This is a genomic window from Nonomuraea sp. NPDC004580 (assembly GCF_040609855.1).
GTDB classification, from domain to species: Bacteria; Actinomycetota; Actinomycetes; order Streptosporangiales; family Streptosporangiaceae; genus Nonomuraea; species Nonomuraea salmonea.
Window position 1 is genome coordinate 23,047 of record NZ_JBEXLH010000024.1, and the last position, 19,810, is coordinate 42,856.

Consider the following 19,810-nt stretch of genomic DNA (forward strand, 5'->3'; position numbering starts at 1 on the left):
TCACTCTCCAAGCTCGTCGTCGATGGGCTGCCTCCAGGCCATGGGGCGGTCCGGCCGGTGGATGACCCAGTCGGAGTCCTGGTGGTGCGACGACAGCTCCAGGCCCATGCTGTGCCCGTCGAAGGGCCCGCTGGACTCGAACACGCCGAGCGAGATGGGCCGCCCCAGCGCCGCCTCCCAGTCATCCTTCCACGTCACCAGCCAGGGGAACGCCTCCATGAGCGTCCGCTTGTCGATGTAGCCGTGGCCGCCCATGAAGTCGCCGGGGAAGCGGCCCGGCGTCCAGCCGACGCGGGCCCTGCGGACCATGGGCGTGCTGGACAGGTCCAAGTCGTAGTCGCTGGGCTCGGCTTCGAGGCCCAGCCGGTACATCGCGTCGAACAGGCGGCGCTCGGGGCGTACCGGGTCGTCGCCGAACCACTCACTCAGCCGCTCCCGCGCCTGCGGCGTGAGCTGATCATCCGCTGGGAACGTCTTGTGCCGCCCGGCGAACAGCACGGCGCCGGTGCCCCTGAGCCTGATGTCCACCTGGGACGGGTCGATGCCGTCCCTGCCGAGGGCTTCGAGCAGTTCGGTGGCGTAGCGGTCGTACTGTCTGGGAGTCATGCCCAGCGGCGCCTCCCTGCGCAGCAGCCAGGCGAGCTGGCGCGGGGCGATGCCGAGGAAGTCGAGGTCGCGCTTGGCGACCGCGTAGCCCGAGTCGTCGCGCGGCCACCACGGCGGGGCCGGGTCGGTGCCGTCGAGCACGCGGGCGATGCGCCGGTCCAGCGGGTCGGCGAGGTCGAGCGGTCCCGCCGTCACGGGGGTCGGCCGCCAGCTACCTGCGGGGGCGTCCGGGCGGGTGACGATCGGTGGCTCATCCTGCGGCGGGGCCGGGCGGCCCGGTGTGATGTGGCCCAGCGTGGTCAGCCGGTCCCCCGGCAGCGCCACGAACTCCCGCTGACGGAAGAACCCCATGCCCGTCACCGGCAGGGACAGGATGTCGCGGGCCGGTTTCCTGTCCACCAGCAGCACGCCGCGGCCGTCGAGGGTGTCCAGCCAGTCCATGACCACCTGGCGGTCGGCCGACCAGCTCGCCAGCGGGCGGTGCCGCATCTCGATCATGTCGCCGGGGCGCAGCGCGTCCCACACCGAGTGGCGGCCCTCCGACCAGGCCATCCCCCGGTAGGCCACGACCTCCTCGATGCCGCGCGCGGCCAGCACCTCCTGGGTGAAGTCGTACTGGGTGCGGACGAAGTCGCGCAGCGTACGGCGGTTGTAGAGCAGCTCCATGTCCACGGCGGCGCGCGTCCTGCCGTCCATCGGCCACGACATCGCCTTGGTCAGTCCGAACTCCTCCCGCACCACCTCCTGGATGGCCAGCACGCGCACGTTGCTGTTGGCGTTGCGGTGGGCCCAGGCGTGCAGCAGCTCGCTCACCGCGATCCGCCGCACGAGCCGCTCCGCCTCCGGGGAGTCCATCCGCAGCGCGGCGGCCGGGGGGTGGCGGGCATCGAGCTCGTCCACGTGCCTGACCTCGGCGCCCATGGAGGGATAGCGCTCGTTGATCGGCACCAGGACATGGTCGGGGTCGCCGAGCCGGTTGATCATGTCGGAGCCGACGTGCAGGCCGGTCGCCGCCATGACGAGCTGCGGGGTCGCCGAGCGCATCCGCTCGGCCAGCGCGTCGATCACGTACGTCTTGACGTCGCTGGTGCTGGTGAACGTGCCGTCTGCGGTCAGCAGCGCCTCGGCCACCCGGCGGTGGTGGGCGGCCTCGGCGGAGTCGGGCGGCGGCGGGGCCGGGTAGTGAACCTCGGTTTCCTGCTCGGGGAGCGTGACCGGGTGGCCGGCCGGCCTCGGGAGCAGGTTGACGGTGCCTCGGGCCTGCTCGGCGGCCTGCTCGAAGCGCTGCATCACGCCCTCGTACAGGGGGAGCCTGTTGAGCCGCTCGAAGAGCGGGCGCAGGGCGTCCAGCTCGCGTCTGATGATCGCGACGTCGGCCGGGCTGAGCGGGTTGGCGACCCACCGGAACACCCGGGGCTCGCTCTCGCGGAAGAACGCCTGGACGAACGGGTTCGCCGCGTCGGGGATCTGCAGGTGGGACGCGGTGCCGCTGCCGGTCGGGATGAGGCCGCCGGACGGCCCGAGCACCAGGTCGCCATGACCGAACCCGTGCTTGGCGGTCACCGCGTGGTAGAGCCCGAGGAGCACCCCGTCGCGCGTGGCCGGCCTGTGCGCGCTCTCCGGCGCGGGCTCGCCAGGCATGTGGTCGGTGTAGACGTCGCGCAGGCCGAGCGCGTACGACAGCGGCACCCGCGCCCCCACCGCCCGGCCGACGTGCGCGTTCAGCACCTTGACGGCCGCGTCGCCCGGCCGCTCGAACCGCTCGTACGTCACCCGCGTCCCGTCCGCGAACGTCACCAGCTCCCGGTTGAGCAGCCCGTCCCCGTGCGGCAGCGGCTCCCGCGCCGCCACGGCCGCCCCGGTCACGGGATGCGCCGGCAGCGGGACGACCGGCGCCGCCCCGAACCCGAGCTGCCCCGCCTCCGGATACGGCGTCGCCTCGGCCGGCCCCGGGGGCGGCGCGCCCTCCAGCACCGCACGCAGGCGAGGCCAGGACGCGGCGAACCCGGGATGCAGGTTCAGCCGCGCGACCTCCTCGATCGGCACCCAGGCCAGCTCAAGCGACTCCTCGCCACGCCCGCGGACCTGGACGCGCTCGGCGGCGACGGCGATCACCGTGTCGTACGCCCAGCCGCCGTGGTCGTCCCTGATCACGTGCTCGACCTGGACCGCGTCCTGCGCCAGGTCGCTCTCCTCGGCCGTCTCGCGCAGGGCCGCCCCGGCCGGCGACTCGTCGCTGTCGCGCGCCCCGCCGGGCAGCGCCCAGGTGCCGCCGACATCGGTGTCCTCGCCGCGCCGCTGCATGAGCACGTGGACGCCGTCCGGCCCCCGGTGGTGGACCAGCAGGCCCGCGCCGCCGAACCTGCCCCAGTGGGCGTGGCCCTGCGCGCAGTTCACCCAGCCGTCGCCGGACATCCGGGGCAGGACGGGCGCACGCATCGCCGGCTCCGGCCGATCCAGCTTCCGTACGGCGGCCACCAGCGACTCCGCCGCCCCCTCCCAGGTGGCGTTCGCCTCCCGCAGCAGCCGCTGGAGCTGACGGGCCTGCTCCTGGGCCCGGGGCAGGTCGCGCAGCATCTCCTTCAGGTGCGCGGCCCACCGCTGCACCGGCACCTCGTCCTCGAAGCCCTGCTCGACCAGGCTCGCCTTGGTCAGCGCCGGCGGGAAACGGCTCGGGTCGCCGAGCATGCCGCCGAGGCCGCTCGACCTCGGGATGAGGATGGGCGCGCCCGCCCCGGCCGCCTCCAGCGCCGCCAGGCCGAACCCCTCGCCGCGCGACGGCATGATCACGACGTCGGCGGCGCGGATGTCGGCCAGCATCTCGTCGCGGTCCAGCGTGAACGGCCTGACCTCGACCTCGCGGCCGGCCACGTCCGACAGGCGCTCCTTGACCTCCTCCACCGTCTCCGGCGCCGCGCCCCTGATCACCAGCCGGACGTCGAGGTCCTTCTGCAGCTCGCGAATCATCAGCGCCGCCTCGTGGCCGCCCTTCTGCGCCGCGTCCGCCCGGCCGATGAGCAGCACCGTACGCGTCCGCTCGCCGAAGAAGGGCCGCTGCCTGGGCGCCTCGAACGGCACGCCCGGCATCAGCTCGTGCACGGGCGGCTCGCGGTCGCCAGGGTTGCTGCCGGCCAGCCGCCGCGCCTCCCCGGACAGCACGGGGCCGACGCCGACCAGCATGTCGGCCTCGGAGATGACGGCCCGCTCGATGTTCTCGAAGTCGCGGCCCAGCGCCGGCCTGTCCGCGATCCGGCCGAGCGCCCCCGTCACCATGTGCAGGACGTGCACCAGCGGCGCGTCCGGGTAGAGCCGGTCGCGGGCCTGCATGGCGGCGGGGCCTGAGTAGCGGCTGTGCCCGATGACCACGTCCACCTCGGGCGGCAGCTCCTCGCCGTCGAAGCTCAGCTGGTCCATCTCGCTGCGGCCCGGCTCGGGGCGCCTCGGGCCGATCACGTGCAGCCGCTCGCCGCCGACGCCCGGCGGCACCTCGTGACCCACCCGGACGTACACCTCGTGCCCGGCCCGCGCCAGCCCCTCGGCCAGGTTGCGGTTGACGGCGATGATGCCGCCCCGGTGCGGGTCCCATTCGGTGCAGTACGCCAGCACGCGCAGCCCCGTCCTGCCCAGCTCCTGCCGCTGGAGCAGGCCGTCCCATTCGTCGGCCTGCTCCTCGCGCAGCCCCTCGCGCTCGTGCGGGGCCGCCCCGGCCAGGCTGCGCCGGTGCTGCGCGGCCAGCTGCTCGCGTTCCGCCGCGTGCTCGTCGCGCAGGATGCCGTCGGCCTCGGTCGTGTACCGCTCGCGCAGCCGTTCCGCCCTGCCCTGCGGATCGACGTCCACGCCGTGCTCCGCGCCCAGGTCGGCGATCTCCGGCAGCTGGTCCTTCAGCTCGTCCGGGAGCCTGGTGCTCAGGCGCTCGTACGTCTCCCTGAACCAGCGGGCCTCCTCCTCGTTGAACGGCCTGCCGCGCACCTCCTCCAGCACCTCGCGGGCTCTTGGTGTGCGCCGCCACCTGCCCTGCTCGTCCAGCTCGTTGCGGTAGACGGCCTCGCCGCCCCTGCGGTGGATCGTGAGCGCGTCGAGGTAGCGGGTGTCGTCGATGGCCCGCATCGTGTCGGGGATGCCGGCGAACGCGGTGTCGTGGATCTCCTGGGCGACCAGCCGGCCGTACCCGTCGGTGTCGCGCATCCGCTGGTAGCGGTCGAGCACCGACAGCCGGCTGAGCGCCGCGGGGACGGCCATGACGTACGCCTCGGTACGGTAACCGAGCCTCCTGAACTCGGCCGCCTCCGCCTCGACCCCGGGGCTGCTGTTCATCGCGCCCTCGCGGATGAGGTTCACGCGCAGCTCGGCGGCCAGCGCGATGACCTTCTTCATCCACACGTAGGCGTCCCCGCCCACCTGGGCCGCGGCGATGCGATCGTTCTGGGCCATCAGCTCGGCGTACTTGGGGGCGTAGTGCAGCAGCCCGTCGAAATCGGCGATCAGCGCGCCGTCGGGGCCCAACGCCTCCATGGCCGCCCGCTGCGCGGTCGTCTTCCCGGACGCGGCCTGCCCTCCGATGAACACCACCCGCGGCCGCTCCGGCCGCCGCACCCCCGCCATGAGAGCGGGCACGATGTCCCGCCGGAAGATCAGCTCATTGTCCTCATCCGTCAGCTTCCAGGAGTCGGGCCCGCTCTCCTTGTAGCGGTACTCCGGCGCCACCTCGACGGAACCGTCCGGGGAGACCGGCCTCCCGCTGAGCAGCTCGGACAACCTCCGGACGTCGGGCACCGCCGCCCCCCGCTCCCGACCCTCCCCTGGTTGGGCAGCCGCCCCGCTTCCGGTCCCCTGGCCCGTGGCCGGGCCGACGGTCGAGCCAGGGACCGGACCGGAGGCCGCCTGGCCGGCGACCGCGGTGTCGCTCGGTGCGGGGGCGCTGATGGGAGTGACGGGGCCGGGGCGGGAGGTCGTCCCAGCGGTCGTGGCGGGAGAGCGCGGATCCGGCGTGGCGACGTCGTCCGAGACGGCCACCGGCCCGGCGTCGCTGGGAAGGGCCGCTGCCCGGGCAGACTGCGAGGTCGAAGGTGGCTGCGGCTGCTCTTGAGCCGACGGCTGCTGCTCAACCCGCCCGTGCTCCTGGGCACGCGCCTGCGCCTGGCCAGGCCCCTCGGCCTTGCCGCGGTCCTCGCCACGCACGGGGTCCTGGTCTCGCGCGGGCTCCTGCGTGCGTGCGGAGTCCTGCGTGCGCGCGGCATCCTGGGCGGGTCCGGAGTCCTGTGTGCGGGCGGCATCGTGGGCGGGTCCGGAGCCCTGGGTGCGGGCGTGAGTCTCACCCCGCTCCTCAACCCGCGCCTGCTCCTGGGCGCGTGGGGGAAGCGGCGTGCGGGGGTGCGCGGTCTCCTGAGCGCGGTGAGGGGTGGTTCTTGGCGGGGTGCTCGGCTCCGTGGGCGGGGATGAGATGGGAGCCGACTGCGAGGTCGGGCCGTCGGACGGCGGGGTGGGCGTGATGGTGGGTGGGGAGGTCGGGGGTGGAGGTGTGGTGCGGGTGGTGTCACTGGACAGGGCCGTTGCCGTTGCCGTGTCCAAGGCTCGGCGGGGGTTCGCCGCAGCGCTCATCACGTCCACGCTGAAGGGGCTGATCGTGTTCGTGCGGCCCACGCCCGCTGCGGCGCTGCCCAGCAAGGACTCCAGGCTCGGAGCTTCCCATCTTCCGTACACGATGCCGTTCGAAACCATGCCGGCCGGTGCCGAGACGGCCATGTTCGTGAGGGCCGTCTGGGTGGCGCGGCCGGGGAAGCGCATCAGGGCGTTCAGCGCGCCTGGGGCGTCGCCGGCGGCGGCGTTGAGTGTTCTGATGCCGGGGAGGCGGTCGACCAGGCCGCCCACAGGGCGGGTCACCTTTGAGGCGAGGACCGCGCCCATGCCGTCGCCCAGGAGGGTGGCGGCGGTCGACTGACCGTCCCACTTCGTGCGGGTGCCGCGCGCAAGCTGCTCGCTCTGCGCGAGGTAGTCGCCGAGGAGGCCCTCGCCGAGCTCCTCGGGCAGTTCCCGCAGCATGTGGCTGGAGACCGCCCGGGCCAGCAGGCCCTTCGCGCCCTGGCCCGCCCCGAGCGCGGCCAGCCTGGGCACGGCCCTGGCCCCGGCCGCCCCCGCGTACCTGATCCCGGCCGCCCGCTCCAGCCAGGCGAACACCTTGTCAAGGAAGGACCGTAAGCGGGCGGCGTACGGGCCGATGAAGGGCGCCAGGGCGCCCGCGCTGAGAGCGGCCGCCGCGGCGGCGATGGCGATCGACGTGACCGTGATCCAGAAGCCGACGTTGATCACCAGCTTGGCGTACTGGGTGTCGCGGGCCAGGCTGTCGTGCTGCAGCGCGTACTGGTGGGCCAGCGCGGCGAGGGCGGAGATGCCCTGACCCTCGGCGAGCATCTGCTCGGCCCGCTGCCGGAACGCGTCGGCGGCGGGACCGTCCCACCCCTGGAGGATGAGGTCGCGCGCCGTGCCGCCCGCCGCCGCGAAGTCCAGGGCGGCCCGGCTCCAGTCCTCGTACGCGACGGCCAGCGCGGCCTCGCCCGACTCGCTGGTCTCCGGCCACAGCTGCCCGGACGACAGCAGCGCGATGAGCGCGTCGCACCAGGCGGGCAGGCCGGTCCCCCAGGCGGGCGTGACGTCGGTGGCGTAGCCGGAGCTGCCGATCGTGTTGTCCTGCCCGGGCAGCGGGTTGGTGACCGGGCTGCTGACGTTCGTGACCACGCTGATCCCCCGTACGGCGCGCGCTAGGTCCTGGGCGTGGCGAGGCCGGCGTCGGCGGAGGCGGAGGTGTTCACGCTCTCCAGGACGCCGGGACCGGCGGAGACGGCGAAGTCCGCCCAGTCGGCGCCGGCCCGGAGCAAGGTGCCGGGGCCGTCATCGGCGAGGTACGCCCGCTCGAACTCCCTGCCCGTCGCGTCCTGCCCCCATGGCCGGGCGGCGTGCAGGCTCTCGATCCTGGCGCGAGCGTCGGCCAGCCGGGCCTGGAGCGTGGCGGCGGCGGCCGACCAGCGCTTCACCCCCGCCTCCACGGTCTCCCGGTGGATCTCCAGCCGTTCCCCCATGACGTGCTCCCTCGACGCAACGGTCCCCGTGCGGCGGAACGCTAGTGCACACCGGCGGGCCCGCCGCTCGTTTCAGCAATCGTCGAAGGGTCGCGCAGGCCGAGCCACTGTTCGGCGTCCCAGGCGTGGAAGCGTTCGACCTCGGTGAACCCGAGCTTGGCCGCGAGCCGCATGGAGGCGGTGTTGGCGGTCTGGGTGGTGAGGATCACCGGCTCGCCGGGCAGCGCGCGGTCGAGCCAGGCGAGCGCCGCCGCGCACGCCTCGGTGCCGTACCCGCGGCCCCAGGCGCGGGGCAGGAACAGGTAGCCGAGCTCGGCCTTGCCGACGGCGGCCGGGCGGCTGTGCTCGGTCACCCGCTTGAGCAGCACGTTGCCGATCATCTCCCCGTCGAGCTCGACGACGAAGCTGCCCGCCCACCGCGCGGGCACGGGCGGCACGTCGCGCTCCAGCTCGTCCCGGGACCGTGGGCCGCCGAGGTAGGCGTGCGCCTGGGTCTCGGCTCATCGCGAAGCAGATCATTCGCACTACAAAGTACTGTCACCTACGATGCGGATCATGGACGACACGGCGCCGGCCACCGCGCTGGTACGCCTCGCACACCCAGGCAGCCGGGTCTACACCGGGGTCAGCCGCGCCGCCTGCATCGAGCTGACCGAGCAGGGCAAGGAGATCGCGTACGCCGCCCACCGCAAGGTCACCGAGCACGCCGAGAAGCTGATCGGGGACATCTCCCCCGGCGACCGCGAGCGTTTGGAGCACCTGGTATGGACCATCGTCGGCACCCCGGCACCACGATCATGACGACGGACGCCGATGTGGCCCGTACGGCGGCGCTGGCGGGCGCGGCGATCGCGGTGGCGGCCGTCGCCGATCCGTTCACCGACGAGGTCTTCTGGACCGACGGCACCACCGCGACCGTCTCACGGAACGAGACGGAGGAGCCGCTCAAGCCGTCGGCGCACCCGCCCCTCGTGGACCTGAACCTCGATCCGCCGTTCCCGAACGCGCCCGCCTTCCGCGCGACCACCCTGCTCACCGACCCGGGCTTCACGGAGCGGTTCCGCCCGCGGGTCACCTCCACCACCCTGACCCTGGCCTGGGTGGCGGCCGGCCGGCGCGCCGCGTACGTCACCGACGGCCACGTCCACGACAGCGTGCACTTCGCCGCCGGCATCGCGCTGTGCCGAGCCGCCGGCTGCGTGGTGAGCGGCCTCGACGGCAACCCACCCGAGAGGGGCACCGGCGGCCTCATCGCCGCCGCCGACCAGGACACCCACGAAGCCCTTCTGGACCTCGTCAACCGCCAGTGATGCGCAGCCGGCCACCGCACGGCGCCCGTTGACAGCGGCGCGGCCCAGGATGCGCGGGCGCAGTATCAGCTGATCGGGACGGTCAGGCGGTGGCGGGTGGGCACGGCCGGGGTGCGGCGTTCGCCGAGCAGGGTCATGAGCTGATCCATGGCGACCTCGCCCAGTTTCTCGCCGTCCACGTCGATCGACGGCACGTCGTGCAGGCCGAGGCTCTCCACGACCATGCCCTCCGAGCTGACCACGACGCCGGTGACGCCGCGCCGCATCAGCGCGAACATCAGGCCGAGGCCGATCGAGGTCGCGTACGGGACGACGGCGGTGGCGCGGGCGGCCACCACGGCCTCGGCGGTCGCCACGCCCGAGGCGAACGTCGAGGGGCAGGGGCCGAGCATGGTGAGCGTCACCCCGCTCGCGGAGGCGGCGGCGCGGATGGCGGCCTGGCGCTGGCCGTCCTGCCAGGAGCCGGCGGGGCCGCCGATATAGACGATGCGTTCGTGGCCCTTCTCGGCGAACCAGCCGACGAGCGCGCCGAACGCGGTGGCGGTGTCGGCGACCGTGGAGGGCATGCCGTCGATCTCGCGGTCGATGAGCACGGTCGGCTTGTACGCCGCCGCCGCCCTGACGATCTCGTCCGACCCCCGTGGCGCGGCGAACAGGAACCCGTCCACCTGGTGGGCGAGCTGCTCGACGGCGGCGAGCTGCGCGGCGTGCTCCAGTGAGTGCACCGCGATCGTCAGCTGCATCCCGGAGCCGGCGGCGCGCGCCTGGGCGCCGCCGATGATCGGCGTGAAGAACGTGTTGTCCAGGGTGGGCACCACGATGGCGACCACGCCGGTCCTGCCCCTGGCGAGCTGGGTGGCGGCCCGGTTGGGGACGAATCCGAGCTGCTCGGCCGCCGCGCGCACGCGGGCCACGGTCTCGGGGGCGGCCAGGTCGGGCCGGCCCAGAGCGCGGGAGGCCGTCGCCTTGGACACCCCCGCCAGTACGGCGACGTCCGCCAGTGTCGGCACTGATCCTCCTTGAGCGGTAACACGGAAGTAACGCGGCGGTTTGTGCGCGAGGCCGCTCGTCATCTATGGTCAGGCTCATGCAACCGGTTCCACAACCGGTTCCAGACCACAGCGTACGCCACGGAGAAAGGACGCCGACATCTCACGCAAATCGGCCCTCCTGCTGGCGCCAGGGCTCGTCCTTCTCCTCGCGGGTTTCCTCATCCCGTCGGCCGCGATGCTCTTCGCGCCGCCGGACGTCTCGACCAGTGAGATCTTCGCGCGCCTGGGCGAGATGCTCAAGGACCCCTACGACCTCGAGGTCATCGGGCGCACCGTCGGGCTGGCCCTGATCGTCACCGTCATCTGCGTCGTCCTCGGGTTCCCCATCGCCTACTGGCTGGCCCGCTCGCCGTCCCGGTGGAGCGGCGTGCTGCTGGCGGTGGCGATCTTCCCGCTGATGCTGAGCAACGTGGTGCGGACGTTCGGCTGGCTGGTGATCCTCGGCTCGAAGGGGGCGCTCGGGCAACTGCTCGTCACGCTCGGCCTCGTGGACGTGGCGCCACAGTTGCTCTACACCAAGCTCGCGATCGTGCTGGGCCTGACCCAGCTGTTCCTGCCGCTGGCGATCATCTCCTGCTACTCGGCGGTCGCCCAGGTCGATCCCGGCCTGGACGACGCCTCGCGCGGGCTCGGCGCGAGCCGCATCCGTACGCTGTGGAGCGTCGTCATCCCGCTGACCATGCCGGGCATCGTGGTGGCCGCCACCCTGGTCTTCGCCGGGGCCGTCACCGCCTACACGACGCCGTACCTGCTGGGCGGGTCGAGCCAGCGGATGCTGTCCACGCAGCTGTTCACGTACGCGAGCACCACCGTCGACTGGGCCTCGGCCTCGGCGACGGCGCTCATCATGACGGTGCTGGTCTTCCTGGTCTCCGGGCTGTCCTCGCTGATGGGGCGGAAGGGGGCCACCTCGTGAAGCGGCCTATCACGGCGGCGCTCGCGGTCGTCGGCTACATCATCATGATCGTGCCGATCGTCTTCGTGGTGGCCACCGCCTTCACCAGCGGCAGCGTGCTGCGTTTCCCGCCCGAGGGGTTCTCGCTGCGCTGGTTCGGCGAGGCACTCGGCTACGAGCCGTTCATGGAGGCGGCGCTGTCGAGCCTGGAGCTGGCGCTGCTGGCCACCGTGCTCGCGCTGCTGGTCGGCGTGCCCGTGACGCTCGCCATCCATCGGGGCGACCTGCCGGGCAAGGGGCTGGTCGAGGGGTTGTTCCTGTCGCCGCTCATCGTGCCTGAGCTGGTGGTGGGGCTCGCGCTGTTCCAGCAGCTGATGATCGGCCTCGACCTCGACAACTTCAGCACGCTGCTGGTAGGGCACACGGCGCTGATGCTGCCGTACGCGGTGCGGGTGACCGGCGCGTCGCTGGCGCTGGCCGATCCCGCGCTGGAGGAGGCCGCCCGGGGGCTCGGCGCCTCGCCGCTGCGGGCGTTCTTCAACGTGACGCTGCCGCTGCTGCGCCCGGGGATCTTCTCGGCCGGGCTGCTCAGCGTGGTCACCTCGTTCAACAACGTGCCGCTTTCGCTGCTGCTGCAGGGACGCGACTTCAGGACGCTGCCGGTGACGATGCTCGACTACGTGCAGCAGTCCTACGACCCGATGGTGGCCGCCGCCTCCACCCTCATCCTGGCCGCCACCGTGGTCATCGCGATGGTCGCCGAGCGCACGGTCGGGTTCGCCAAGATCTTCGGAGGGATCAACCAATGACCGCCGCCGCCGAGCTGATCGCCGTCACCAAGTCGTTCGGCGCCTTCACCGCCGTGGACGCGATCGACCTTGCCGTGCCGGCCGGCAAGCTGACGACGCTGCTGGGGCCGAGCGGCTGCGGCAAGACCACCACGCTGCGGATGGTCGCCGGCTACGCCGAGCCGACGTCGGGGACGATCCGCATCGACGGCGTGGACAGCACGCGCACGCCGCCGGAGAAGCGGAACCTCGGCATGGTCTTCCAGTCGTACGCGCTGTTCCCGCACATGACGGTGGCCGACAACGTCGGCTACGGGCTCAAGCTGCGCAAGGTGCCGGCCGCCGAGCGCAGGGCGCGGGTCATGGAGACGCTGGAGCTGGTCGGCCTCGCCCACCTGGCCGACCGCAAGCCGAAGAAGCTGTCCGGCGGTCAGCAGCAGCGGGTGGCGCTGGCCAGGGCGATCGCGATCAGGCCCAAGCTGCTGCTGCTCGACGAGCCGCTGTCGAACCTCGACGCCCGCCTGCGCATCCAGATGCGGGCCGAGATCCGGCGCATCCAGGCCGAGACCGAGCTGACGGTCATCCTCGTCACCCACGACCAGGACGAGGCGCTGGAGATGTCCGACGAAATGGTCATCATGAACGAGGGCCGGATCGTGCAGCAGGGCTCGCCGCAGCAGGTCTTCCCGCGCCCCGCCGACCGCTTCGTGGCCGAGTTCCTCGGCTACGAGAACTTCCTCACCGCCGCCGACGGCACCCCCATGACGATCAGGCCCGAGCACCTGCGCCTCGCCGGCGAAGGTGAAGGGCTCGACGCGACGGTGGCCGACGTGGCCTTCCGCGGCGTCGATCTGCTGGTCTCGCTCGACGTCGTGGACCCGTCGGGCGCGACCGTCAGGCTGCTCGCCGACGTGCGCGGCGGCGCCGCCCCCGCTCCAGGATCGAGCGTCTCGGTGATCACGCCGGACGACCGGCTGGTCCCCCTCCCCCGCTGAAAGAAGGAACACCCATGCCCACGCGCCGTGCCGCACTGGCCGTTGCCCTGACGCTGCTCGCCGCGGCCGGATGCTCGGGGTCGAGCTCCGGCGACGAGCAGGCCGCGCAGAACACCCTCGTGGTCAGCACCTTCCCCTTCGGGGTCAAGGAGTTCGAGCAGGCGGTCGTCGACCCGTTCACCGAGAAGACCGGGATCAAGGTGGAGCTGGACACCGGCTCGAACGCCGACCGGCTGTCGAAGCTGAAGCTCGCCAAGGGCGAGCCGGAGGCGGACGTGGTGCTGATCTCCGACTACTTCGCCGCGCTCGGCCAGAAGGACGGCCTGTTCGAGAAGGTCGACGTGCCGGCGATGAAGGAGCTGGCGCCGTTCGCGACCGAGGGCGCCTACGACGGCCCCGCCTACACCCACCAGCTGAACGGCGTCATCTACAACACCGGCAAGCTGACCAAGGAGCAGGCCGCCGACTGGCAGCTGTTCGGGAACGCGACGTACCAGAAGAAGGTGGCGCTGCCCGACATCTCGGTGACCGCGGGGCAGCTCATGATCTCGGGCGTGGGTGAGGCGTACGGCAAGGGGCCGTACGACATCGACGCCTCGCTGCGCACGCTGGCCGGCTGGGCGCCGAACGTGCTGCAGTTCTACAGCTCCACCACCGAGGTCACGAACCTGCTGTCGCAGGGCGAGATCGTCGCGGCGGACGCGCTGAGCGGGTTCGCGACCCAGCTCGTCACCTCGGGCGAGCCGATCGCCTGGACGGCTCCCGCGAAGGGCCGCTACATGGCCACGAACCGGGCGATGATCCCCAAGGGCGCGCGCAACCAGGACGGCGCGAAGAAGTTCATCGACTACCTGCTGTCGGCGGAGGCTCAGAGCGCCACGGCGAAGATCGTCGGTGACCTGCCGGTGAACCCGAAGGCCGACATCCCGCCGGACATCGCCAAGGTGACCGGCGAGGCGGCCAAGGACCCGGTGGCCGCCGGGTACAAGACGCTCGACCCGGCCCAGCTCGTGGACACCCGCGACGCCTGGGTCAAGCGCTTCACCCGCGAGGTGGCCGGCAAGTGAACCTCGCAGCGCTGCCCAAGGTCGATCTGCACTGCCACCTCATCGGCACGGTGCGCGCCTCGACCTTCGCCGAGCTGGCCAGGCGGGAGAAGCTCGACCTGCCGGACACGCCGGAACGCATCTACGCCGACGTCAACTCGCTGCCGCCGGACCCCGCGCTCTACCTGAACACCCGGGTGCCGGTGCCGCAGGGCAGGAGCGCGGACGAGCCGGAGGTGTCGTACTCGCTGTTCCAGGTGTCGTCGTGGGTGCTGCAGGTGCTGCGGGAGGCCGACGACCTGACCAGGATCACGTACGAGGCGTTCGAGGCGGCCCACCGCACCAGCGCGACCCGGCACCTGGAGCTGTCCTTCGACGCGCTGACCGAGCAGCAGGAGAAGCTCGGCTACCCGGCCGTGGTGGAGGCGTACGCCGAGGGCATCAGGATGGCCGAGCGCGACTTCGGCATGACCGGCCGGCTCATCGCGGCGGTGGACCGGAGCAAGACCGGTGACGAGGCGCTGGCCTGGGTGCGCACGGTGGTGGAGCACCCGCACGACTACGTGGCCGGGATCGGGCTGGACAACCTGGAGACGGCGGGGCCGCCCGAGCGGTTCGCGGCCGCGTTCCGGCTGGCGGGTGAGGCGGGGCTGCGGCGTACCGCGCACTCCTCCGAGCACGCGCCCGTGGCCGTCAACACGATCACCTGCCTCGACGTGCTCGGCTGCGACCGGATCGACCACGGCTACTTCGTCCTGGAGGACGACGAGGTGGTGGCCAGGGTCAGGGACGAGCAGGTTCCGTTCACCGTCATCTCGACGACGTCGCGGCGCTCGTGGCGGCCGTGGCGGCGGGCCTCGATCGCGGCGATGATCGAGGCCGGGCTGAACGTGATCCCCGCCTCCGATGACCCCGGCATGTTCCCGACGTCGCTGACGCAGGAGTACCGGATCCTGTCCGATGACCTCGGCGTGCCGGACGAGCGGCTGAAGGCGATGGCGCTGGCCGGGGTGGACGCGTGCTGGCTGCCCGAGCCGGAGAAGGCCGCACTGCGCCGGCGCATGGAGAGCGAGCTGGCCGCCGCGGGATGATCAGGGCCGGTACGGGCGCACGCGCGGCCACCATCCGGGCACGGCCGCGCGGTAGCGCTCGTAGTCGGCGCCGAAACTGCGCCGGAGCCTCGGCTCCTCGTAGAGCCGGACGAAGAGCACGACCGGGACCGCCATGACGGCCGCGTACACCAGCAGCCAGCCGTTGCCGAACACCATGGCCTGGCCGACGACGGCGGCGAACAGCCCGAGGTACATGGGGTTGCGCACGTACCGGTACAGGCCGCCCACGACCAGGCGGTCCGGTGGCGCGGCGAGGCCGGCGGCCCCGCCCCCGGCTGAGCGTCAGGAGCGCACAAGCCTGGCGATCGCGTCCGAGGCCTCCTTGACCTTGGCGTCGGCCTCGGCGCCGCCCTTCCGCGCGGCCTCGGCGACGCAGTGGGCCAGATGCTCCTCAAGCAGCGACAGCGAGAACGCCTTCAGCGCGCTGGTCGCCGCCGACACCTGGGTGAGGATGTCGATGCAGTATTGGTCGTCCTCCACCATGCGCTGCAGCCCGCGGATCTGCCCCTCGACGCGGCGCAGCCGCATGGCGTGGTCCTGCTTGCTGGCGCTGTATCCGGCCATGTCACGCCCTCCCCTCGCTCCTGCGAGGGGCAACACCATACCCCTGTACCGTATTCCGGGTCGCCGCTGAACCGGACGGCGCCGCGCCTGCGTACCTCGTCGTGACGACGGAGGAGGCGCACACGTGAGGGTACGGGCGGCGGCGGTGTCAGCGGTGGTCTGCACGATGGCCCTGGCCTTACCCGGCCCCGCCATGGCCGACCCGTCACCGGCCCAGGCCAGGGCCAGGCTGGTCAAGCTCAACGAGAAGGCCGACCAGCTCGTCGAGCGCTACAACCGGGCGACCGAGGCTTACAAGACGGCCCGCGACCGCTACCGCGCGCTCGACGCGGAGGCGGCGGAGGACGACGCGCGCGCTGAGGAGCTGCGCGCGGAGCTGGCCGACCTGGCCGCGCGCGACTACCAGCTCGGCTCGCCGCTGAGCTGGCAGCGCTTCGTCGGCAGCGGCGACCCCGAGGCCGTGCTCGGCGGCATGGCGGCGCTGGAGCAGCTCGCCCGCGACCGCGCCGCCCGGCTGCGCGCCTTCGAGTCGGCCACCGCGCGGCTGCGCCAGAAGCGCGACCGGGCCAAGGCCGTGCTGGCCGAGGCCGACGAGGCCCGCGACGAGGTACGCCGCGAGCAGGCCCAGGTGGACAAGCTGGTGGACCAGCAGGCCGCGCTGCTGCGGCGGCTCGGGGCGTTCAAGACGGGCAATCCGCAGAGCACCGGCAAGGCGTACACCGGGCCGGCGTCGGGAAACGCGCGGCGGGCGCTGGAGTTCGCGTTCGCGCAGATCGGCAAACCCTACCGGTACGGCGGCACGGGGCCTGGCTCGTGGGACTGCTCCGGGCTCGTGCAGGCGGCCTGGCGGGCGGCAGGGGTGAACCTGCCGCGCACCACGTACACGCAGTGGAGCTGGGGCGCCGCGCGGCGAGTCCCCGTGACGGCGGCGCAGCCCGGCGACCTGCTGTTCAGCAAGGGTCTCGGGCACATGGGCATGTACGTCGGCGACGGCAAGATGATCCACGCCCCGCAGACCGGCGACGTCGTCAAGATCGTCACCCTCGACGGCTACTGGCGCAACCGCCTGGTCGGCGCCGTACGGCCCTGACCTCCGGTGCTGTGATTTCTGCGCATTTTCCGGTCGCGCTCGGGTACCGCGTGCTAGTGATCTGTAAGCGCCCGCCACACCGGCGAGGCCACCGGCCGCCCATCCCCTCGTGGCGGCCGTCAACCGCGATGACGCGGTCATCTGTCCTCCCACACCGAAGGTTGTGAGCATCATCGAGACGCACCACGGAGGTCCTCGATGCCTTTCCTGACCCAGCTCGCCGACGTCGCCCGGCGCACCGGGCATCCGGTGACCGAGGTGTCCGGCTGGCGTGGCCGCGGCCACGGCCCCCAGCCCGAAGTGCAGGGCATCGTCTGCCACCACACCGCGGGGCCCGCGGGCGGCGGCGACTATCCCTCGCTCGCGGTCGTCCGTGACGGGCGGCCCGGCCTCGAGGGGCCGCTGTCCCACTTCGGGCTCGGCCGGTCCGGTCACATCTACGTGATCGCCGCAGGCCGGTGCTGGCACAACGCGCCCTCCACGTCGGCCTTCCACGACAACTCCAGCTCCATCGGCATCGAGGCGGAGAACGACGGCTCCCAGCCGTGGCCGGCCGAGCAGCTGGACGCGTACCGGAAGTTGTGCGCGGAGCTGTGCCGGGAGTTCGGGCTGCCCGCCTCGCGCGTCAAGGCGCACCGGGAGGTCAACACCTCCAAGCCCGACCCCCATTCGATCGACATGGACGACTTCAGGGCGGCCGTCGCGGCCCTCGTCGGCGGTGAGCCCGCCCCTGGAGACCCCGGCCCCGGAGGATCCTGGACGGAGGACATCGTGAAGCAACTGCCACTGGTCCGGCTCGGCGACGACAACTTCGACGTCAAGACCGTCAGGGGGTGCCTGTTCGCCCGCGGGCACGTCCCGCCGGCCGCGTACGCGCAGGTCGCGGACGGGCTGGAGGGCTGGCTGAAGTCGACGCTCTGCGACGACCAGCTGGTGGAGCTGGTCCGCGGGTTCCAGCAGGCCGAGGGCCTCGATGCCGACGGCGAGGTCGGCCCCCGGACGTGGCCGTCGCTGCTGCGCGTCTGACTTCACGGCCCGGTTTCCCCGCTCCCGCGTGGGTCTCGGCGATGGGGCCGGTCGGCGGGTGAGGGAGGTGCCGCGCGAGCGGGACAAGGAGCGGCGTCCTCCCCGCCTGGCTCTCACGGGTCGAGCAGGGTGCTGACCAGGACGTGGCTGCCGTCGCGGTCGTGGGCGGCGGTCCAGGCGAGGACCGGGCGGCCGGCGCCGTCCAGGGTCAGTGCCAGGTGCCTGCCCGCACCGTCCAGCCTGGCGACGGCGACCGTGCCGCAGCGCGCGGCCGTGCAGGAGGTCAGGGCGATCCTGTCGCGGGCCACGTCCTGGTAGGCGACCAGGGCCCGGCCCGCCCGGTCGAGCACCAGCACGGGCGGGCCATGGACGGCCTCGGACAGCCGGGTCGTCCGCCCGTCCGCGCAGTCGGAGGTGCGGCAGTCGAGCAGCGTGACGGCGCCGTCCGCGCCCGCCTGGTACGCGACCACCGGCCGCCCGTCCCGCCGCATCGCCAGCGCGAGCCCGGATCGGGGCGTCCCCAGGGCGAACCCCCGCGCCGGCGCCGCCGAGCCGCTCACGGGCGTGCTCACGGTGGCCCGCTCGCAGGCGGCGTCCTGACAGGAGACGACGTGCACGGCGCCGGTCGTGGCGTCGAGCTGGGCGGCGACCGGCCGTCCGTCGGGGGCGACGGCGAGCGCGAAACCGTCCTCCTTGTCCAGGTACGCCGGCACCTTCAGCACCGCCGCCTGCCGCGTGACCGGCGTGGAGCAGGCCAGGTCCGCACAGGAGGTGAACGCCACCGTCTGCTCCCCCGGCTTCCCGGCACCGGATTCGCCCGCGTGCGCCAGCACCAGCCCGCCACCGCCGGGACGAGCGGCCACCGCCAGCGCGAACTCGTGCGGCCCCGCCGACACCCGCCCCGCCGTGCCCGGCGGCCTGGTGCAGTTCTTCGCGTCGCACAGCAGCAGGTCGAGCCGCCCGGTGCCGCCATCGGTGGTGGCCCAGGAGGCCAGCAGCAGCCGGCCGCCGGGCAAGGGAGCCGAGGCCACGTCCCGCCACAGGTCCTCGCCCGCCGGGCCGGCGTAGACGGTGGCGGTGTCCGTGCAGGCGGGAGCCGTGCAGGCCAGCAGGGTCGGCGGGGTGTCCAGGTCGTCCAGGAGCAGCAGCAGCCGGCCGTCGCCGGTCAGGTGCGCGGCGACCGGACCGGAGACGGCCGTGACCGGCCGCCGGTAGAGCTCGGGGCGGTCGAGCAGGTTCGCGGTGGCGGTCATCGCGTACAGGACGGCGGGCAGGAGGACGGCGGCCACCAGCCGCCACATCCACGTTCCTGCCGGCTCCGCGCCCGTCGGCGGCCGGCCGTTCTGGCATGAGGGGATGTCCTTGAGTGCGACGGTCTCCGGGAAGACGGCCGAGTCCTGGAGCGCGGTGTGCCGCCACGCCAGCCGTTGCAGGTAGGCACGGGTGAGGACGCTCGCCTGGAACGGCACCACGGTCACGGCCAGGGCGGCGGCGAAGGTGATCGCCAGCGGGGCGGGGACGGCGTCCAGGGCCCACAGCGCGGCCCGTACGGCGAGGGCGGGCACGAGCACCGCTCCGGTGAGCAGCGCGATCACGTCCGGCCACGTGCCTTCGACGGCCAGCCGGTACGCCCGCCCGACCGCCTGGACGGGCCCCCGCCGTTCGAGCACCAGCACCGGCCCGGCCAGCAGGACCGGTGAGGCGGCCAGCGCCAGCCCGCCCGCCGTGAGCCAGGAGAGGAACTCCCACCGGAGGGCCACCTGCACCCCGACCCCCGCGCCCACCACCGCCGCCGCGCCGAGCACGGTGATCGCGGTGACCGCGAGCAGCGCCGGCCACCGCCGCACCGCCATCCCGAGCGCCGTCGCCGGCTCGGCCTGGCGCCCGGTCTGCCGCGCCGCGGCCAGGAGCATCGTGGCGCCCGACACCACCGCGTACGCCGCCACCACCATGACCGCGACACCCGCCACCCAGCCCGGCTGCCACGGCCCGGGATCCTCGGCCAGCACCAGCTCACCGTTGACCACGGCCACCGACCCGACCATGGGCAGGGCGGCCAGCCCCGCGAACCACGCCAGCGGCGCGAACACCACCAGACCGGGCACCGCCAGCCGCCCCACATCGACCCCGGCCGCCCGGGAACCGGGCCACAACACCCCACCCCGCCGCAACCGCGCCACAAGTCGCACACTCTCCACGCCGCGACTGTCCCAGCTGAAATCGCCCGTGTCGGTCAAGTCACCGCAATCGGTC

The 19,810-nt window shown here is 73.1% G+C and carries 15 protein-coding genes and 1 pseudogene; 9 read left to right on the plus strand and 7 right to left on the minus strand.

The annotated features are described in order from the left end of the window. The 3 genes and pseudogenes from ABZW11_RS24010 to ABZW11_RS24020 all read right to left on the minus strand — a co-directional run. A complete protein-coding gene (locus tag ABZW11_RS24010; protein WP_355420873.1) occupies positions 1-7,338 on the minus strand; it encodes a zeta toxin family protein in 7,338 nt (2,445 codons plus the stop codon). Between the two features lie 23 nt (positions 7,339-7,361). Continuing rightward, the gene (locus ABZW11_RS24015; RefSeq protein ID WP_355420875.1) at positions 7,362-7,679 is read right to left on the minus strand and encodes a hypothetical protein; all 318 of its coding nucleotides are present in this window, start codon (positions 7,677-7,679) and stop codon (positions 7,362-7,364) included. A 41-nt stretch (positions 7,680-7,720) separates the two neighbouring features. After that, positions 7,721-8,149 (minus strand): annotated as a pseudogene (locus ABZW11_RS24020) (GNAT family N-acetyltransferase); the annotation flags it as partial. Between the two features lie 85 nt (positions 8,150-8,234). Here ABZW11_RS24020 and ABZW11_RS24025 point away from each other — a divergent pair. Together ABZW11_RS24025 and ABZW11_RS24030 are read left to right on the plus strand one after the other, a co-directional pair. Continuing rightward, positions 8,235-8,480, plus strand: coding sequence for a hypothetical protein (locus tag ABZW11_RS24025; RefSeq protein WP_355420877.1), 246 nt, complete (start codon positions 8,235-8,237; stop codon positions 8,478-8,480). Then, positions 8,444-8,989: an inositol monophosphatase family protein gene (locus ABZW11_RS24030; RefSeq protein ID WP_355420880.1), complete on the plus strand. Its 546-nt coding sequence runs from the start codon at positions 8,444-8,446 to the stop codon at positions 8,987-8,989. The genes ABZW11_RS24025 and ABZW11_RS24030 overlap by 37 nt, the downstream gene beginning before the upstream one ends. Positions 8,990-9,054: 65 nt before the next feature. Here ABZW11_RS24030 and ABZW11_RS24035 read toward each other — a convergent pair whose 3' ends face one another. Then, complete coding sequence (locus ABZW11_RS24035; protein ID WP_355420883.1) at positions 9,055-9,999, minus strand: LacI family DNA-binding transcriptional regulator; 945 nt, start codon at positions 9,997-9,999, stop codon at positions 9,055-9,057. 217 nt (positions 10,000-10,216) lie between these two features. Between ABZW11_RS24035 and ABZW11_RS24040 the strand changes: the two genes are divergently transcribed. The 5 genes from ABZW11_RS24040 to ABZW11_RS24060 are packed head-to-tail and all read left to right on the plus strand — an operon-like array spanning position 10,217 to position 14,856. Further along, positions 10,217-10,957 (plus strand): ABC transporter permease, encoded by a 741-nt coding sequence (locus tag ABZW11_RS24040; protein ID WP_345407605.1) that lies wholly within the window; start codon positions 10,217-10,219, stop codon positions 10,955-10,957. Beyond that, a complete protein-coding gene (locus ABZW11_RS24045) occupies positions 10,954-11,745 on the plus strand; it encodes an ABC transporter permease (RefSeq protein ID WP_355420886.1) in 792 nt (263 codons plus the stop codon). Before ABZW11_RS24040 ends, ABZW11_RS24045 begins: the two co-directional genes overlap by 4 nt. Then, the gene (locus ABZW11_RS24050) at positions 11,742-12,719 is read left to right on the plus strand and encodes an ABC transporter ATP-binding protein (RefSeq protein WP_355420889.1); all 978 of its coding nucleotides are present in this window, start codon (positions 11,742-11,744) and stop codon (positions 12,717-12,719) included. Before ABZW11_RS24045 ends, ABZW11_RS24050 begins: the two co-directional genes overlap by 4 nt. 14 nt (positions 12,720-12,733) lie before the next feature. After that, positions 12,734-13,786, plus strand: coding sequence for an extracellular solute-binding protein (locus ABZW11_RS24055; protein ID WP_355420892.1), 1,053 nt, complete (start codon positions 12,734-12,736; stop codon positions 13,784-13,786). Then, positions 13,783-14,856 carry a hypothetical protein gene (locus ABZW11_RS24060; protein WP_355420895.1) on the plus strand — a complete coding sequence of 358 codons (1,074 nt, stop codon included), beginning with the start codon at positions 13,783-13,785 and terminating at the stop codon, positions 14,854-14,856. Before ABZW11_RS24055 ends, ABZW11_RS24060 begins: the two co-directional genes overlap by 4 nt. Here ABZW11_RS24060 and ABZW11_RS24065 read toward each other — a convergent pair whose 3' ends face one another. Next, complete coding sequence (locus tag ABZW11_RS24065; RefSeq protein ID WP_355421166.1) at positions 14,857-15,111, minus strand: isoprenylcysteine carboxylmethyltransferase family protein; 255 nt, start codon at positions 15,109-15,111, stop codon at positions 14,857-14,859. A gap of 48 nt (positions 15,112-15,159) precedes the next feature. Then, entirely contained in the window at positions 15,160-15,441 is a 282-nt protein-coding gene (locus ABZW11_RS24070) for a metal-sensitive transcriptional regulator (protein WP_355420898.1), read from the minus strand. A gap of 124 nt (positions 15,442-15,565) precedes the next feature. Between ABZW11_RS24070 and ABZW11_RS24075 the strand changes: the two genes are divergently transcribed. Both ABZW11_RS24075 and ABZW11_RS24080 read left to right on the plus strand, forming a co-directional pair. After that, positions 15,566-16,531, plus strand: a complete 966-nt coding sequence (locus ABZW11_RS24075) for a C40 family peptidase (protein WP_355420901.1) — start codon at positions 15,566-15,568, stop codon at positions 16,529-16,531. A gap of 198 nt (positions 16,532-16,729) precedes the next feature. Next, entirely contained in the window at positions 16,730-17,557 is an 828-nt protein-coding gene (locus ABZW11_RS24080) for an N-acetylmuramoyl-L-alanine amidase (RefSeq protein ID WP_355420904.1), read from the plus strand. A gap of 113 nt (positions 17,558-17,670) precedes the next feature. Here ABZW11_RS24080 and ABZW11_RS24085 read toward each other — a convergent pair whose 3' ends face one another. Beyond that, positions 17,671-19,755, minus strand: a complete 2,085-nt coding sequence (locus tag ABZW11_RS24085; protein ID WP_355420907.1) for a hypothetical protein — start codon at positions 19,753-19,755, stop codon at positions 17,671-17,673. Positions 19,756-19,810 lie beyond the last annotated feature (55 nt).

What these genes read in the sequence shown, in the direction of transcription:
- ABZW11_RS24015 (WP_355420875.1), bottom strand. Translation starts at nt 7,679, where the DNA reads ATGGGGGAACGGCTGGAGATCCACCGGGAGACCGTGGAGGCGGGGGTG.
- ABZW11_RS24025 (WP_355420877.1), top strand. Translation starts at nt 8,235, where the DNA reads ATGGACGACACGGCGCCGGCCACCGCGCTGGTACGCCTCGCACACCCA.
- ABZW11_RS24030 (WP_355420880.1), top strand. Translation starts at nt 8,444, where the DNA reads ATGGACCATCGTCGGCACCCCGGCACCACGATCATGACGACGGACGCC.
- ABZW11_RS24040 (WP_345407605.1), top strand. Translation starts at nt 10,217, where the DNA reads ATGCTCTTCGCGCCGCCGGACGTCTCGACCAGTGAGATCTTCGCGCGC.
- ABZW11_RS24050 (WP_355420889.1), top strand. Translation starts at nt 11,742, where the DNA reads ATGACCGCCGCCGCCGAGCTGATCGCCGTCACCAAGTCGTTCGGCGCC.
- ABZW11_RS24055 (WP_355420892.1), top strand. Translation starts at nt 12,734, where the DNA reads ATGCCCACGCGCCGTGCCGCACTGGCCGTTGCCCTGACGCTGCTCGCC.
- ABZW11_RS24070 (WP_355420898.1), bottom strand. Translation starts at nt 15,441, where the DNA reads ATGGCCGGATACAGCGCCAGCAAGCAGGACCACGCCATGCGGCTGCGC.
- ABZW11_RS24080 (WP_355420904.1), top strand. Translation starts at nt 16,730, where the DNA reads ATGCCTTTCCTGACCCAGCTCGCCGACGTCGCCCGGCGCACCGGGCAT.